Genomic DNA, 14956 nt, shown 5'->3' on the forward strand with positions numbered 1-14956 from the left:
GAAAACCAGGCCGCTGCCTAAACCATCGAAATGAGGGGTCCCTATTGGACGCCGATCACCCCGCTAACGGGGTCCCTTTTGCACGCCGGTCCACATTGTGGAATGAGCTAGTTCGTGCTAGCTACGCCGCCTCGCTGTCAGAGAATTGCTTTTAGCCATGGACGATCGGCGAGCGTTGAGCGCATATCGGGAGCAGAGGTGCCGACCATTCGCCTGGCCAACGCCACGATCTTTGCGGCCGGAAGTGGCAGGTCAATCCTCGACGCCGCCGCCGAGGCTGGACTGCTTCTCGAACATAGCTGCCGCACAGGGCGTTGTGGCGCCTGCAAGGCGCAGGTATTGGAAGGGAGAACGCGCGCGCTGTATCCCGAGATTGCCTTGACCGAGGCGGAACGCGCTCAAGGATATGTACTGACTTGTGCGCGGGAGGCCGAGGATGATGTGGCCCTAAATGTCTCTGACCTCGGTTTTCCAGCGGACATCGTGGCGCGAACGCTGCCCTGCCGCATCGCCAGCATCAAGCGGCTGGCGCCCGCGGTGGTGGGTGTTAGGTTGCGTCTGCCACCCAACGCGCGGTTAAAATATTTACCCGGACAGTATCTCGACCTGACCCGTGCTGGCGTGCGGCGCAGCTATTCCATTGCCAATGCTCCGCGTGACGACGGCATGCTGGAGTTCCATATTCGGCATGTCACGGATGGGCAGATGAGCCGCTACTGGTTCGATGAGGCGCAGGGAAACGATCTGCTGCACCTCCATGGCCCACAGGGGACCTTCTTTCTACGAGATATCGCTGATCGGCATCTGGTATTTCTTGCAACTGGCACGGGGTTGGCGCCGATCAAGGCTATGGTGGAACAACTGGCGACCATGAAGCCGGAGGAGCGGCCCAACTCTGTGACGCTGTTTTGGGGTGGGCGGTACTTGCCCGACCTCTATTGGATGGCCATCGCCGAGTACGACATCCGGTTCGTGCCCGTGCTGTCACGCCCGGATGTTGGCTGGACCGGCATGGTAGGCCACGTGCAGGATCGCTTCCTCGACATCCGCCCTGACCTAGCCGAAACGGTTGTCTACGCCTGCGGCTCGCCCCTGATGATCGATGATGCGCGTGCACGGCTGGAAGCGGAGGGCCTTGCGCCGGGATGTTTTTTTGCCGACGCGTTCGTCAGCTCCGACTGAAAAATAGCGAGGCAAGAAGAAACGCATGAAAGCAGTGATTCTGGCAGGAGGCCTCGGCACGCGTCTCAGCGAGGAAACAGCGACGCGACCGAAACCAATGGTGGAGATCGGCGGAAAGCCCATCTTGTGGCACATCATGAAGATGTATTCGTCGCACGGCGTAAACGAATTCATCATCTGCTGCGGCTACAGAGGGTATATCATCAAAGAATACTTTGCCAATTACTTCCTACACATGTCTGACGTCACCTTTGACATGCGGGGCAATTGCATGGACGTGCACCAGGAGCGTGCCGAGCCTTGGAAGGTGACGCTAGTCGACACCGGGGACGCGACGATGACGGGTGGCCGCCTGTTACGCGTGGGACGCTATGTCGAGAAGGAGGATGTCTTCTTCTTTACTTATGGTGACGGAGTGGGCGACATTGACATCACTGCGACGTTGCGCCGTCATCTGGAGCATGGCCGCAAGGCAACGCTGACCGCGACCTATCCACCCGGTCGTTTCGGTGCGCTAAACATGCATGAGGGGCGGGTCACCAGCTTCACAGAAAAGCCGAAGGGTGATGGAGCTATGATTAATGGCGGCTTTTTCGTCCTTTCGCCCGCGGTGCTGGACTATCTGACGGATGATACAACGGTGTGGGAGCAGGAACCGTTGCGGATGCTTGCAGACGAGGGGCAGCTCATGGCCTATGAGCATCATGGATTCTGGCATCCGATGGACACGCTGCGCGATAAGCATCTGCTGGAGAAGCTGTGGAACGAGGGTCAGGCCCCTTGGAGGAATTGGAGCTGATGCTCGTGCACTCGCAATTCTGGCGTCGCAAGCGGGTCTTCTTGACGGGGCACACAGGCTTTAAGGGAAGCTGGTTGTCACTTTGGCTGCAGTCGATGGGAGCCGAGGTGCAGGGCTTTGCCCTTGACCCGCCCACCACCCCCAATCTGTTTAAGATCGCGCGGGTGGCCGACGGTATGACCTCGACCATCGGCGATATACGCGATTTCGAGACGCTGTCGGCTTCGATGCAAGTGTTCCAGCCAGATATTGTCATTCACCTGGCAGCGCAGGCGCTGGTCCGCCTTTCCTACCAGAAGCCGGTCGAGACCTACGCCACCAACGTCATGGGCACGGTTAATCTGCTCGAGGCGGCGCGGCGCGTCGAAAGTGTGCAAGCCATCATCAATGTGACGACCGACAAGTGCTACGAGAATCGCGAATGGGTCTGGGGCTATCGTGAGGATGAGGCGATGGGCGGCCATGACCCCTATAGCAGCAGTAAGGGGTGCGCCGAGCTGGTGACGGCAGCCTATCGCCGCTCTTTCTTCCAGAGCGGCACGGCTGTGGCCTCAGTGCGTGCAGGCAACGTCATCGGCGGCGGCGACTGGGCCGAAGACCGCTTGGTTCCGGATATACTGCGCGCCTTGGCCGCGGGCCAACCGATCGTGGTCCGCAATCCTCAAGCCATCCGGCCATGGCAGCATGTTCTGGAACCACTGGGCGGCTATCTGGCTCTCGCCGAACGACTGTCTACCGATGGAACGACCGTCGCCGAAGGGTGGAACTTTGGTCCGGTCGACGAAGACGCGCGCCCTGTGCGCTGGATTGTCGAGCAGATCGTTGACTTGTGGGGCGACGCGGCTGCATGGCTGCCCGACACAGCATCTCACCCGCATGAAGCTAATTATTTAAAGCTGGACATCTCCAAGGCGCGGCACAGGCTGGGCTGGAGCCCCCGCTGGTCGTTGGGTCAGACTCTTGAGCACATCGTTGAATGGCAGCGATCCTGGCTTGCGGGCGCTGACATGAGGGCAGTCTCGGTTGGACAGATCGCCCGCTACATGGAAGAATAGGAAGCTGCATGAAAACCCCGGACGTGCTTCGCGCACAAATCTCACAGTTGGTCGCCGAGTTCGCAAACCTCACACTGGCGCCAAAAGCCTTCGTGCCGGGCCACACGCCTGTGCCCGTCTCGGGCAAGGTGATTGGCCCGACCGAACTGCAAATGATGGTTGAAGCGTCATTAGATGGTTGGCTGACGACGGGCCGCTTCAACGAGATGTTCGAGAAGCGCTTGGCTGCCTATCTGGGGGTCGACTATTTGATTACGGTCAACTCGGGCTCGTCGGCCAATCTTGTCGCTTTCTCGACGCTTACCTCGCCCCGTTTGGGTGGTCGCGCCATTTTGCCCGGTGACGAGGTTATCGGCGTGGCTGCTGGCTTCCCCACGACGGTCAACCCAATCCTTCAGTTTGGCGCAGTGCCTGTCTTCGTGGACGTCGAACGGACGACGTACAATATAGATGCCTCGCAAATCGAGGCAGCGATCACGTCTAAGACCAAAGCGATCATGCTGGCGCACACGTTGGGCAATCCTTTCAACCTAGAAGTGGTCACGGCCCTGTGCCGCAAGTATGGCCTTTGGCTGGTGGAGGACTGCTGCGACGCGCTCGGTTCCACTTATAATGACCGAAAAGTGGGCACCTTCGGCGACATTGGAACGCTGAGTTTCTACCCTGCACATCATATTACCATGGGCGAAGGAGGGGCGGTTTTTACCAACAATTCAGAGCTGAAACTGATCGCCGAGTCGTTCCGTGACTGGGGCCGCGACTGCTATTGCGCACCCGGCAAGGACAATAGCTGCGGCAAACGCTTCTGCTGGAAGTTGGGTCAGCTTCCCGAGGGCTATGACCATAAGTATATCTATTCGCATCTCGGCTATAATTTGAAGATTACCGACATGCAGGCCGCTTGTGCTCTTGCACAGCTAGACCGCTTGGAGGGCTTCGTTCAGGCGCGCAGGGACAATTTCCACTTCCTGAAGGAGCGGCTGCGCAGCTGCGAGGACTATCTTCTGCTGCCCGAGGCGACGCCGGGATCAGACCCGTCATGGTTCGGCTTCCCGATCACGCTGCGCCCTGAGTCGGGCGTGCGGCGCGTTGACCTTCTCAACTATCTCGAAGAGCAGAAAGTGGCGACGCGCCTTCTGTTTGCGGGCAATCTGATCCGTCAGCCCTACATGCAAGGGCGCAACTATCGGGTGGTAGGTGATCTCGCAAACACCGAGACCATTATGCACCAAACCTTCTGGCTGGGTGTTTTTCCAGGATTGACCGAGGAAATGCTGGATTACATGGCCGGCTGTGTCGAGACTTTCGTCGGCGCGAACTTCTAGGCCGCACGATGACGCGGCCGCCGCTTCCTGTCGAAGACTTGGACCTCATCCTGTCTGAGACAGAGACATTCTGGCAGGCCTTTCGGGGAGCGCGCCTTCTGGTCACGGGAGGAACCGGCTTTATCGGTTCTTGGTTGGTCGAGACGGTGCTGCGCGCTAACGCAGAGCGCGGCGCCGACATCCGCTTGGCGGTATTGACGCGCGCGCCAGAGCATGCGTGTCGTACTGCGCCTCATGCCTTCGTAAACGAAGCGGTCGAACTTATCGCCGGCGACGTCACGACGATCGAGCCGAAGCTGGGTAGCATAGATGCCTGCATCCATGCCGCTACCGACGTCGGTGAGCCCGTTCGAGCGGCTGACCACCTGGCGGTTTTCGACAGCTGCGTGACAGGCACGCGGCGGATACTTGATGCTTGCATCGCTGGCGGGGCACGGCATTTTCTTCTATTGTCGAGTGGTGCGGTCTACGGCACGCAGCCTACCAACATCGACAACATGCCCGAGTTAATGCTGTGGGCCCCTGATACATCCGACCCGGCTTCCGGCTATGGTGAAGGCAAGCGTGCCGCCGAATGGCTTGCCTCGGCTTATGCGGCACGGGCCAACTTCTCGGTCGCCATCGCCCGCATCTATGCACTGATTGGGCCCAACCTTCCGTTGCACGGCAATTTCGCGGCAGGAAACTTCATTCGCGATGCTCTGGCCGGGATGCCTGTCCGGATCAAGGGCGACGGGCGATCGCTACGTTCTTATCTCTACATGGCCGACGCGTGCATTTGGTTATTGCGGATGATCGCTACTGCAGCACCGTCTGGGGCTAGGCAGTGCTACAATCTGGGGTCCGAAAAGGCTATTTCCATTGCTGAACTGGCGCAGCGCGTGGTGCTGGGGAGTGGCCAATCCGTTGAAGTAATGACGCAAGGGCTATCTGTGTTACCTCCACCACGTTATGTTCCGAATACGGGAAAAGCCCGCGCCGCGTTGGGCGTTGCGGAATATACCGACCTTGACACTGCCATAGGCAAGACGATTGCATGGACCCGAAAATCAACCCCCTTCTGAGGCCTTTCAGCGCGACGGACATTCGCAAGGCAATTCTCGACATGGCTTATTCGGGTGGCACCGTGCACATTGCCTGTGCTTTCTCGATCGTCGAGTTGCTAGCGGTCCTCTACCGTAAGCATCTGCGCGTGGCCGCCGACAACCCTGATCACCCGGAGCGCGACTACATGGTGCTCAGCAAAGGTCATGGGGTGATGGCGCAGTATGCTTGCCTCCATCATCTGGGTTGGCTGCCTGACGCTGATCTGCGTGACTATTTCAAGGATGGCACGCGCCTCAAGGGATTAGCCGATGCTCATGTTCCAGGAGTTGAGGTTACCTCCGGTTCACTGGGGCACGGTTTGTCGGTTGGGGTCGGCCTTGCGCTGGCCGCCCAGCGCCGCAGCACCGAACAGAAATGCTACGCGCTGGTCGGTGACGGAGAACTGAACGAGGGCGCTGTGTGGGAAGCAGCGCTGTTTGCCGCTCAGTTTTGCCTCGATAATCTCATCGTAATCATCGACAAGAACGGCTTTCAGGCGATGGGCAGCACTGACGAAGTGATTGCTCTAGGCGATATAGCTGCCAAGTTCGCCGCCTTCGGCTTTGATGTAATCGAAGTCGACGGACATGACGAAGCGGCAATCGACCATGGTTTTCGAGTGTTGGGTGCTCGCACCGATGGCCGCCCGAAGGCAATGGTGGCGCGCACGGTCAAGGGCAAGGGCGTATCCTTCATGGAGCATAATAACCTTTGGCATTACACGCGACTCTCGCCAGAAATCTATGAGCGCGCCGTTGGTGAAGTGATTGCGGTATGAGGGCCGCGTTCTCCGACGCGCTGGTAGCCGCTGCCGAGGCCGATAAGCGAGTGCTGCTGCTTACAGGCGACCATGGTTATGCGCTGTTCGATGCCTTCCGCCGCGAATGTCCCGAGCAATATATCAACTGCGGCATTGCAGAGCAAAACATGGTGGGCGTGGCGGCCGGCCTTGCCAAGGCCGGCTTTCGGCCGCTGGTTTATGGACTGGCCGCTTTCGTTCCGATCCGCGTTCTGGAGCAGATCAAGATTGACGTTTGCTATGAGGGGCTGCCCGTGGGCTTCATCGGCGACGGCGCGGGTGTAGTCTATTCGCATCTCGGGGCCAGCCATCAGAGCACCGAGGACATTGCTGCGCTTAGGCCGCTGCCGGGTATCTCGATTTACTCGCCCGCCGACCGGCATGAGCTGACGGCCTGCATGCGGCATATGTTACAGGGCCAGGCGCCAGCCTATCTACGCATGGGCAAGGCGGACATGGGCGATGTTCATGCCGCTCCGCTGGATGGTCAGAACATCACCGCGCCACTGCTGCTCGGCGAGGCCGGCGGGCCACTCCTGCTCGTGGCGACGGGATCCGGTACGCGTATCGCGCAACACGTTGTAGCAATGCTGGGGCAGGGTGATATTCTGTCGGTCCCTTGCATCAAGCCGTTCGATCCAGCGCCGTTGAAGGCAGCGGCGCTGGGGCGGCAGTTGGTCGCGGTGATCGAGGAGCATTCGGTCGTCGGTGGGCTGGGGAGCCTGGTCGCCGAGACACTGGTCGGCACCTATACGGGCGATTTCCTGCGTATCGGCATGGGCGAGCGCTTCTCCGAACGCTGTGGATCGCATGCTTATCTGTTGTCCGAACATGGGCTGGCGGCCGACGCGGTCGCCGCGCGGCTGCGCGGCCTGCTGGCCGGCGCGCCGGCCTAGGCTTGAGTATGGATGACAAAATGGGTGCTAGCCTGACCATCTATGTGCTTTCGCGCGATCGCCCGGACATGTTGCGGGCAGCGCTCGACTCCATTCTCGCCCAAATTGACCCCCATTTCGAGCTAATTGTTTCGGACAATTCGTTGGGCGACGCGGTAGAGCGGATGATGTGCGCCGACTATCCGGCAATCCATTATGTGCGGCGTGCGCCGCCCCTCGAAGCTCTGACTCATTTCAAGGCGATCCTGCAGGCATGCAGTTCGGACTATGTCACGCTTTTCCATGACGACGACATCATGGAGCCAGATTATGTCCAGCGCATGCGCGCTGCCCTGGACATGAATGCCCGGGTAGGAGCCGTCGGTTGCAACGCTTGGGTGTTGCGCGATGATCAGCCGACGCGCCAAACGGTCATGGGTCGGATCTCGGCGCCGGTGCTGATCACCAGCGGTGAGGCGTTGGCACGTCCCTATATCGGTATAAGGGGTGCCCGACCGGCACCCTTTCCGAGCTATATGTACCGGCGGGAGGCTGTTTCCGGCCTGTTTCTGGACGCAGCGAGCGGCGGGAAATATGCCGATGTGGCTTTTTTGATGAAAGTGCAACAGCGCCTGCCGATCCTCTGGCTCCCCAACATATTGATGTCCTATCGAATCCACGCTAGCAACGACAGTGGCGCAGTCGACCCGGTGCAGCAGATGAGGCTTGCTCGCTACATCTGTAACAACACATGCATTGCCCGACACGACCGCGCGATGGAGGAATTCCGTTTCCTCGCTTATCTGAGCTGGTGGCGGTCGCGTCGGCGTGGCCAGGGGCCACGACGTCGCACACACCGTATCATTCTGAAATATTTGCTCCTTAAAGGACCTAAACTGCTGCTGACCAGCGGCGAGGCGTGGCGTCGTGCGCTGGCGCGGATTGCGCCAGCGCTCAGGAAGCGTCAACCGGCGTGGTAGAATTGGACCGCTCACGGATGGTGATCAAGTGAAGATTCTTTTGGTTATCATGCGCCATGACTATGGCGATCCTGAGCGCGGCGACTCTTATGAATATCGGAATTTCCTACCGCCGCTCGAGAGCCTTGGTCATGAAGTGCGCTTGTTCGACTATATGGGTGAGATGCGCCAGTCGAACCGAGACGCAATGAATGCTAAGCTGTTGACGGCAGCGCAAGATTTTTGCCCCGACCTTGCAATTTTTTCGCTCTATACTGATCAAATATTGCCCGAAACGGTCGAGAAACTAAGGGCCGCCACCAAGACCTTCTGCTTCTTTCATGACGACACCTGGCGCATCGATTTCTCGCGTTTCTGGGCTGCGCGTTTCGACTGGTTTTCCTCGCCTGACGCTGAAGCGAAGAATAAATACCGTCGTATCGGACTTCATAATGTCATTTACTTTCCCTTCGGGGTCAATGAAGCGCTCCACCTGCCTGCAGCGGTGGGGAAGGACTTTGATGTCTCCTTCGTCGGCGGTTGGCACCCCTATCGCCAGTGGCTGGTCGACCGGTTACGCCGCAGCGGCCTGAAAGTGGAGGCGGCCGGCTATGGCTGGCCGGCAGGCGTTCTCTCGCAGACGCACATGGTCGACTGGTTCAACCGCAGCCGGATCAACCTTAATCTATCTAACTCTAGTTCTTGGGACGCGCGCTATCTGCTCTCTTCGCCACGTGCTCTGCTGAACAGTCTACGCTCGCCCAAGATGGGCGAGCAGTTAAAAGCGCGCGCATTCGAAATCAATGCCTGCCGGGCCTTCCAGCTATCCTATTATGTTGATGGGCTGGAGCGCTGTTACCGAATCGGCGAAGAGATTGCCATCTATCTCGATCCCGACGATCTGGTTCGGAAACTCTATTATTATCTTGAGGATGAAGGGCTACGGCATGCAATCGCTGAAGCGGGTTATGCTAGAACGCTCGCCGAACACAGCTATGCCAGTCGCTTCGCACGCGTCTTCTGCGAGATGGGACTGGAGGGGCGCGAGGTATGACGCGTCATGCTGTCTTCATCGATCCATCGAGCGACGATTTCCTTGAGGACCGGTTGTTCGACGCCACGAACTCCCGGTTGAACCGCGATGGCACGCTGCTGCCTTTTATCCGTTTGCGCGAGCGGCTGAACGAACAGGGCATCCCAGTTCATACCGCTGACCGATTGGGGCAGGCTCGCTACATGGGCGAGGTGAATCATTATTGGTCATTCGGTCGGCTCTCCGCCTATCAAGCACTGAGTGCCCGCCCGGACGTGCGCCTGCGTGGGTTCATCCTGTTGGAGCCGCCTCTGGTCTTGCCGCAGATGTATGAAAAGTTGCCCGAATTGACCCGTCGCTTTGAAGAGGTGCACGTCCATAATGTTTTGGGCGATGGCTATTCGCTCGCAGGTGTTGACTGCGGGCGTCTGCGCAAGCTTTACTGGCCACAGCCTTATAATACGGTCGCTTCTTCATGGGAGCGCGATGATCGACTGAACAGGGCAGTCGTTATCAGCGGCAACCATAATCCATTGTGGCGTCGCCCGGAATATTACAGCAAGCGCATTGAGGCAGTTTCCGCTCTGAATCGCTACAATGCAGTCGACCTTTATGGTCGTGGTTGGGATTGCAAATGGGGCCGGCAGTCGATGTGGCTACCTTATTGGCGTCACTACCGGGCGATCACTCGGGCTTATCAGGGCAGTTGCGAATCAAAGACAGAAGTACTCAGCCGTTACCGCTTTTCGCTGTGTCTCGAGAACATGCCTATGACCGGCTATGTTACCGAAAAAATCTTCGACTGCTTATATGCAGGTGTGGTTCCTCTCTATCTGGGCGCTCATGATATTGCGCAGCTTGTCGGAAGCGGAGCTTACATCGACGTTTCCGCTTATCCCTCGTGGGATGCATTGTGGCTGGCAATCCAGAAAATGCCGGAGGATCGCTGGAACGCTTATCGCGCCGCGGGACGGGATTTTATCGAGGGGCCGGGGTTCATGGCCTATTACCATTCTCTTGAGCGTATGGTGCAGGTAGACCTTGAACTCGAGCGATGACAACGCGGCCTCATCAGCCGAACCGGAAGCGTGAACCGTCCATGTTCAGAGGGTCAATATTGCAGGCCGATTCACAGACTAACTGCCGCCGATGATCTGATGTACCTACCATTACCAAGGCACAGCGGGCCGATAGGAGCTATGACGGCGACAGGTTCCTTGAAAACCTGCTCATGCGCGGCATTCTGCCGATCATCCCTCCACGCTCAATCCGGAAGGTGCCGGTCCATCCCGACTATCGGCACTATAAAGATCGCAACCGCGTCGAGCGCACGTTCGGCAAGCTCAAACAACAACGCTACATCTCCACCCGCTACGAGAAGACAGTTCTCTCATTCGAGAGCTTCCTGACCCTCGCCGCAGCACACCTATGGCTGGAGTCTTTTGTCAACGCGGTCTAGTTCAAACTCAAGCGACCAACAGACATATAGTTTATTTCGTATGCTGACATCTCGTCCACTGGATAGACATTACGTAAATCAAAAAATACTAGACTCCTTGCCTGTTTTCGCACTCGCCCCAGATCCAGCGCCCGAAACTCGTTCCATTCCGTCAGCAGCACGGCGGCATCCGCACCCTTGATCGCCGCATAGGCATCTTCGCACATCTCCACGCCGGGCAATAGCGGCGCGGCCGCTTTCATCCCCTCGGGATCGAATGCTTTCACCGTCGCGCCCGCATCCTGCAGCGCCGGGATGATGACGAGGCTCGGTGCATCGCGCATGTCGTCGGTGTTGGGCTTGAAGGTGAGGCCGAGGATGCCGATCGTCTTGCCTTCCACCGATCCGCCGCAGGCGGCGATGATGCGGTCGGCCATGGCGCGCTTGCGTTCGTCGTTCACCTTCACGGTTGCCGCCACGATCTGCAGCTGCACGGCATTATCCTCGGCGGTTTTCAGCAGCGCGAGCGTGTCCTTCGGGAAGCATGAGCCGCCATATCCCGGCCCGGGGTGCAGGAACTTCGCGCCGATCCGCTTGTCGAGGCCGATACCCTTCGCCACGCCCTGAACGTCCGCGCCCACCTTTTCGCACAGGTCCGCGATCTCGTTGATGAAGCTGATCTTGACGGCAAGAAAGGCGTTCGCCGCGTACTTGATGACCTCGGCAGTCGCCCGCTCGGTGAACAGGATCGGCACTTCGCGCAAGCTGAGCGGACGGTAAATGGCCTTCAGCACGTCGCGCGCCTGGTCGTCCGCCACGCCGCAGACGACGCGGTCGGGGCGCATGAAGTCCTCGATCGCCGAGCCTTCGCGCAGGAATTCGGGGTTGGAGGCGACGCTGATCGCCTTTCCGGGCGCCACTTCGCGCGCGATGCGTTCCACTTCGTTGGCGGTGCCCACGGGCACGGTGGACTTGTTCACGATAACGCAGGTGTCGGGCGCCGCCTCCGCGATCTGGCGCGCGGCGGCATAGACGTAGGAGAGATCGGCATGACCATCGCCGCGGCGGCTCGGCGTGCCGACCGCGATGAACACGGCGTCGGCATCCCGTACGCCCGCCGTCAGGTCGGTCGTGAAGGTCAGGCGGCCCGCTTTGGCGTTGCGCGCGACCAGATCATCGAGGCCGGGCTCGAAAATGGGAATGTCGCCCGCCTTCAGCCTCTCGATGACCGCAGCGTTCAGATCGACGCACGTTACGCTGTGGCCGAACTCTGAAAAACAGGCACCGGAAACAAGGCCGACGTAGCCCGTCCCGATCATCGCAATACGCATTCAGTGACCCCTGAGCAGCAGACACTTCTGCGGTTAACCCGCGCTGCCGTGAAATGCAAAGCCGCCGTTACGGCTCGGCCCGTGTTCAGCCCGTGTGGCCGAACTGGACGGGGTTCGGGCCGCGCTGCTTTTCGTCGATGATGAGGCTGCTGTTGGCGGGCGGGCGGGCGCGCTGGCGGCAATGGGGGCGCTCGCAGAGTTCGCAGCCGAGGCCGATCGGCGTCGCCTCGCCGATGCCGAGGTCGAGTCCGCGCGCGTAAACGAGGCCGTGCGCGTGCCGTGCCTCGCAGCCTATCGCGATCGCATATTCGGGGCGGACGCCGCCGTAGGGCTGCGCATAGGCGCGCACGGTGCGGGCGATGGATACGTATTTCGCGCCGTCTTCCATTTCCACGAGCTGGCGCAAAATCTGGCCCGGCCGCTCGAACGCCTTGTGCAGCGTCCACAGCGGGCAGTTGCCGCCGTGGCGCGAGAACGGAAAGCCGCCCGCCGAGAAGCGCTTGGAGATGTTGCCGGCGCGATCGACGCGGACGAGGAAGAACGGAATCCCGCGCGCGCCGGGCCGCTGCAGCGTGGTGAGCCTGTGTGCGACCTGCTCCAGCCCGGCGCTGAACCGCGCCTGCAGCAGATCGAGATCGTAGCCCGTCGCCTCGCAGGCGGTGTGGAACCGGCCGTAGGGCATCATCAGCGCGGCGGCGAAATAGTTGGCGAGGTTCTGGACGAGCAGACGCTCGGACGCTGTATCGGGCATGCCGGCGCGCGCCACGATCGCATCGATTTCGGCGCGGCCTTCGGAAAGCGCGAGCTGGTATGCCGCCTGAAAACTGCGCGAGGCAGGGTCAAGCAGCTCGGAAAGCTGAAGCTGGCGGCCGTGCAGGTCGAGTCGGCGGAGAAGTTCGGGCATCACGTCGGCCGGCAGGATCCGAACGGTGAGGCCGTGGCGCGCGCGCAGGCGGTCGCTCACCGCCGCATAGAAATCGGGTGCGGCAAGGCGCAGTTCGTCGGCGAGGGCCTCGGCGCGGGTTTCGAGTTCCGGGAAGTGATTGCGGCGATCCTGAATGAACGCCCGAACGAGTTCGAGCGGGCCGTCGCCTTGCGGGGCTTCGGTGCCGCTGCTGCGTGCATCGCGCAGCGCGCTGCGCAGCCGGACGATCGCCTGGGCGATGCCCGGCGACGTTGCAACGAACTCCTGCACTTCGGCGCGGCCGACATCGAGCCCCTTGAGCAGCGGATCGGCGAGCGCCTCGGAAACGTCGAGCGCGAGGCGGTCGTCGTCGGCGCCGGTAAGCTGGCGGAGGTCGAGATTATACTGGTGCGACAGCTTGAGCAGAAACGGCGCGGTCAAGGGCCGCTGGTTGCGTTCGATGAGGTTCAGATAGGAGATCGAGACGCCCAGTTCCTCGGCCATGCGGGTCTGGGTGAGGCCGAGCTGGCTACGCAGGCGGCGCACGCGCGGGCCTGCGAAGAGCTTCCCGCGCGGTTCGGCGAGGTCGAGTGCGATGCTGGCCATTTGTACGTCTTTTTTACTTTTTTACAACAATGACACGAAATTTACAGACAGTTACACACGTTTTTTACACGATTTCCTTGCTGCGAGTAGGGGAAAGACGACATGGCATCAATAGCAGATTTACAGACCCTGCGATTCGGAAATGGTCCGATTGGAAGCCCCGCTTCCGCGCTGCAATGTAAAAACGCTGTGAATAGTTAACGACGGAGTCATACACGATGAGCGCCCAGCCGACCTTCGAATCGCTGATCCCTTCAGCCCCCGCCGGCCGCTTCGACGGCATCAAGCGCCCGTACACGCCCGCCGATGTCGAGCGCCTGCGCGGTTCGTTCCCGATCGCCTACACGCTCGCCGAGCGCGGCGCGAACACACTGTGGGATCTGCTGAAGACCGAGCCTTACATCAATTCGCTGGGCGCGCTTTCGGGCAACCAGGCGATGCAGATGGTGCGCGCGGGCCTGAAGGCGATCTACCTTTCGGGCTGGCAGGTCGCCGCCGACGCCAACACGGCGGGCGCGATGTACCCCGACCAGTCGCTCTACCCCGCGAACGCCGGCCCCGAGCTTGCCCGCAAGATCAACAACGCACTGATGCGCGCCGACCAGATCGAGCATTCCGAAGGCGGCGCCAAGCGCGACTGGTTCGCGCCGATCGTTGCCGATGCCGAGGCCGGCTTCGGCGGCCCGCTGAACTGCTTCGAGATCATGAAGGCCTACATCGCGGCGGGCGCTGCGGGCGTTCACTACGAAGACCAGCTCGCGTCTGAAAAGAAGTGCGGCCACCTCGGCGGCAAGGTGCTGATCCCGACACAGGCACACATCCGCAACCTCGATGCCGCGCGCCTCGCCGCCGACGTCTGCGGCGTGCCGACGGTGATCTGCGCCCGCACCGATGCGGAGAGCGCCAAGCTCATCACCTCGGACATCGACGAGCGCGACCGCGAGTTCCTCACCGGCGAACGCACCCCCGAGGGCTTCTTCCGCCTGAAGGACGGCACCGGCGTCGATCATTGCATCAAGCGCGGCCTCGCCTTCGCCGAGCACGCCGATCTCTTGTGGTGGGAAACCTCGGTTCCCAACCTCGATGATGCCCGCCGCTTCGCCGAAGCGATCAAGAAAGTCTTCCCGAACAAGATGCTGGCGTACAACTGCTCGCCGAGCTTCAACTGGGAAAAGAACCTCGATAAGGACACCATCGCCAAGTACCAGCGCGAGCTGGGCGCCATGGGCTACAAGTACCAGTTCGTGACGCTGGCGGGCTTCCACCAGCTGAACTTCGGCATGTACGAGCTGGCGCGCGGCTACAAGGATCGCGGCATGGCGGCGTATTCGGAGCTGCAGCAGGCCGAGTTCGCGGCCGAAGCGGACGGCTACACCGCGACGCGCCACCAGCGCGAGGTCGGCACGGGCTATTTCGACATGGTCGCGACGACGCTCGCGGGCGGCGAAAGCTCGACCACCGCGCTCGCCGAATCGACCGAAGCCGACCAGTTCAAGAAAGACGCGGCGTAAGTCCAACTCATCACCGGGGAGGGTGAGGAGGCGCCCGCCGGGACAACCGGCGG

At 60.4% G+C, this 14956-nt stretch carries 14 protein-coding genes; 12 read left to right on the forward strand and 2 right to left on the reverse strand.

The window, feature by feature from the left end; translation table 11 throughout:
• The first annotated feature begins 198 nt into the window (after positions 1-198).
• The 11 genes from GGQ98_RS05455 to GGQ98_RS05505 all read left to right on the forward strand — a co-directional run bounded on the left by GGQ98_RS05455 (position 199) and on the right by GGQ98_RS05505 (position 10572).
• On the forward strand, positions 199-1182 hold the full coding sequence (locus GGQ98_RS05455; RefSeq protein WP_184066306.1) for an FAD-binding oxidoreductase: 984 nt from the start codon (positions 199-201) through the stop codon (positions 1180-1182).
• A 25-nt stretch (positions 1183-1207) separates the two neighbouring features.
• A complete protein-coding gene (gene rfbF / locus GGQ98_RS05460; RefSeq protein WP_184066308.1) occupies positions 1208-1981 on the forward strand; it encodes a glucose-1-phosphate cytidylyltransferase in 774 nt (257 codons plus the stop codon).
• Positions 1981-3036 (forward strand): CDP-glucose 4,6-dehydratase, encoded by a 1056-nt coding sequence (gene rfbG / locus GGQ98_RS05465; protein WP_184066310.1) that lies wholly within the window; start codon positions 1981-1983, stop codon positions 3034-3036. The genes rfbF and rfbG overlap by 1 nt, the downstream gene beginning before the upstream one ends.
• Positions 3037-3044: 8 nt before the next feature.
• Entirely contained in the window at positions 3045-4361 is a 1317-nt protein-coding gene (rfbH, locus tag GGQ98_RS05470; protein WP_184066312.1) for a lipopolysaccharide biosynthesis protein RfbH, read from the forward strand.
• Positions 4362-4369: 8 nt separating this feature from the next.
• Positions 4370-5425 (forward strand): NAD-dependent epimerase/dehydratase family protein, encoded by a 1056-nt coding sequence (locus tag GGQ98_RS05475; RefSeq protein WP_184066314.1) that lies wholly within the window; start codon positions 4370-4372, stop codon positions 5423-5425.
• Positions 5398-6225, forward strand: coding sequence for a transketolase (locus tag GGQ98_RS05480; protein WP_207791274.1), 828 nt, complete (start codon positions 5398-5400; stop codon positions 6223-6225). The genes GGQ98_RS05475 and GGQ98_RS05480 overlap by 28 nt, the downstream gene beginning before the upstream one ends.
• A complete protein-coding gene (locus GGQ98_RS05485; protein WP_184066317.1) occupies positions 6222-7142 on the forward strand; it encodes a transketolase family protein in 921 nt (306 codons plus the stop codon). Before GGQ98_RS05480 ends, GGQ98_RS05485 begins: the two co-directional genes overlap by 4 nt.
• Positions 7143-7150: 8 nt before the next feature.
• Entirely contained in the window at positions 7151-8101 is a 951-nt protein-coding gene (locus tag GGQ98_RS05490) for a glycosyltransferase family 2 protein (RefSeq protein WP_184066320.1), read from the forward strand.
• A gap of 28 nt (positions 8102-8129) precedes the next feature.
• The gene (locus GGQ98_RS18785) at positions 8130-9134 is read left to right on the forward strand and encodes a glycosyltransferase family protein (RefSeq protein WP_184066322.1); all 1005 of its coding nucleotides are present in this window, start codon (positions 8130-8132) and stop codon (positions 9132-9134) included.
• Positions 9131-10171, forward strand: coding sequence for a glycosyltransferase family 10 domain-containing protein (locus GGQ98_RS05500; protein WP_184066324.1), 1041 nt, complete (start codon positions 9131-9133; stop codon positions 10169-10171). The genes GGQ98_RS18785 and GGQ98_RS05500 overlap by 4 nt, the downstream gene beginning before the upstream one ends.
• Positions 10172-10281: 110 nt before the next feature.
• A complete protein-coding gene (locus GGQ98_RS05505) occupies positions 10282-10572 on the forward strand; it encodes a transposase (protein ID WP_184066547.1) in 291 nt (96 codons plus the stop codon).
• On the opposite strand, the gene GGQ98_RS05510 is transcribed toward GGQ98_RS05505, so the two are convergent.
• Positions 10569-11882 (reverse strand): UDP-glucose dehydrogenase family protein, encoded by a 1314-nt coding sequence (locus tag GGQ98_RS05510; RefSeq protein WP_184066326.1) that lies wholly within the window; start codon positions 11880-11882, stop codon positions 10569-10571. The genes GGQ98_RS05505 and GGQ98_RS05510 overlap by 4 nt on opposite strands.
• Positions 11883-11967: 85 nt before the next feature.
• Positions 11968-13392, reverse strand: a complete 1425-nt coding sequence (locus GGQ98_RS05515; RefSeq protein ID WP_184066328.1) for a helix-turn-helix domain-containing protein — start codon at positions 13390-13392, stop codon at positions 11968-11970.
• 218 nt (positions 13393-13610) lie between these two features.
• On the opposite strand from GGQ98_RS05515, the gene aceA reads away from it, so the two are divergent.
• Complete coding sequence (gene aceA, locus GGQ98_RS05520; protein ID WP_184066330.1) at positions 13611-14903, forward strand: isocitrate lyase; 1293 nt, start codon at positions 13611-13613, stop codon at positions 14901-14903.
• The last annotated feature ends 53 nt before the right edge of the window (positions 14904-14956 follow it).

The organism is Sphingosinicella soli (genome assembly GCF_014199685.1).
GTDB lineage: Bacteria > Pseudomonadota > Alphaproteobacteria > Sphingomonadales > Sphingomonadaceae > Sphingosinicella > Sphingosinicella soli.

Bases quoted from the DNA above. Each gene is read 5' to 3' on its own strand.
- rfbF (WP_184066308.1), top strand. From the start codon at position 1,208: ATGAAAGCAGTGATTCTGGCAGGAGGCCTCGGCACGCGTCTCAGCGAG.
- rfbG (WP_184066310.1), top strand. From the start codon at position 1,981: ATGCTCGTGCACTCGCAATTCTGGCGTCGCAAGCGGGTCTTCTTGACG.
- rfbH (WP_184066312.1), top strand. From the start codon at position 3,045: ATGAAAACCCCGGACGTGCTTCGCGCACAAATCTCACAGTTGGTCGCC.
- GGQ98_RS05475 (WP_184066314.1), top strand. From the start codon at position 4,370: ATGACGCGGCCGCCGCTTCCTGTCGAAGACTTGGACCTCATCCTGTCT.
- GGQ98_RS05480 (WP_207791274.1), top strand. From the start codon at position 5,398: ATGGACCCGAAAATCAACCCCCTTCTGAGGCCTTTCAGCGCGACGGAC.
- GGQ98_RS05485 (WP_184066317.1), top strand. From the start codon at position 6,222: ATGAGGGCCGCGTTCTCCGACGCGCTGGTAGCCGCTGCCGAGGCCGAT.
- GGQ98_RS05490 (WP_184066320.1), top strand. From the start codon at position 7,151: ATGGATGACAAAATGGGTGCTAGCCTGACCATCTATGTGCTTTCGCGC.
- GGQ98_RS05500 (WP_184066324.1), top strand. From the start codon at position 9,131: ATGACGCGTCATGCTGTCTTCATCGATCCATCGAGCGACGATTTCCTT.
- GGQ98_RS05510 (WP_184066326.1), bottom strand. From the start codon at position 11,882: ATGCGTATTGCGATGATCGGGACGGGCTACGTCGGCCTTGTTTCCGGT.
- GGQ98_RS05515 (WP_184066328.1), bottom strand. From the start codon at position 13,392: ATGGCCAGCATCGCACTCGACCTCGCCGAACCGCGCGGGAAGCTCTTC.
- aceA (WP_184066330.1), top strand. From the start codon at position 13,611: ATGAGCGCCCAGCCGACCTTCGAATCGCTGATCCCTTCAGCCCCCGCC.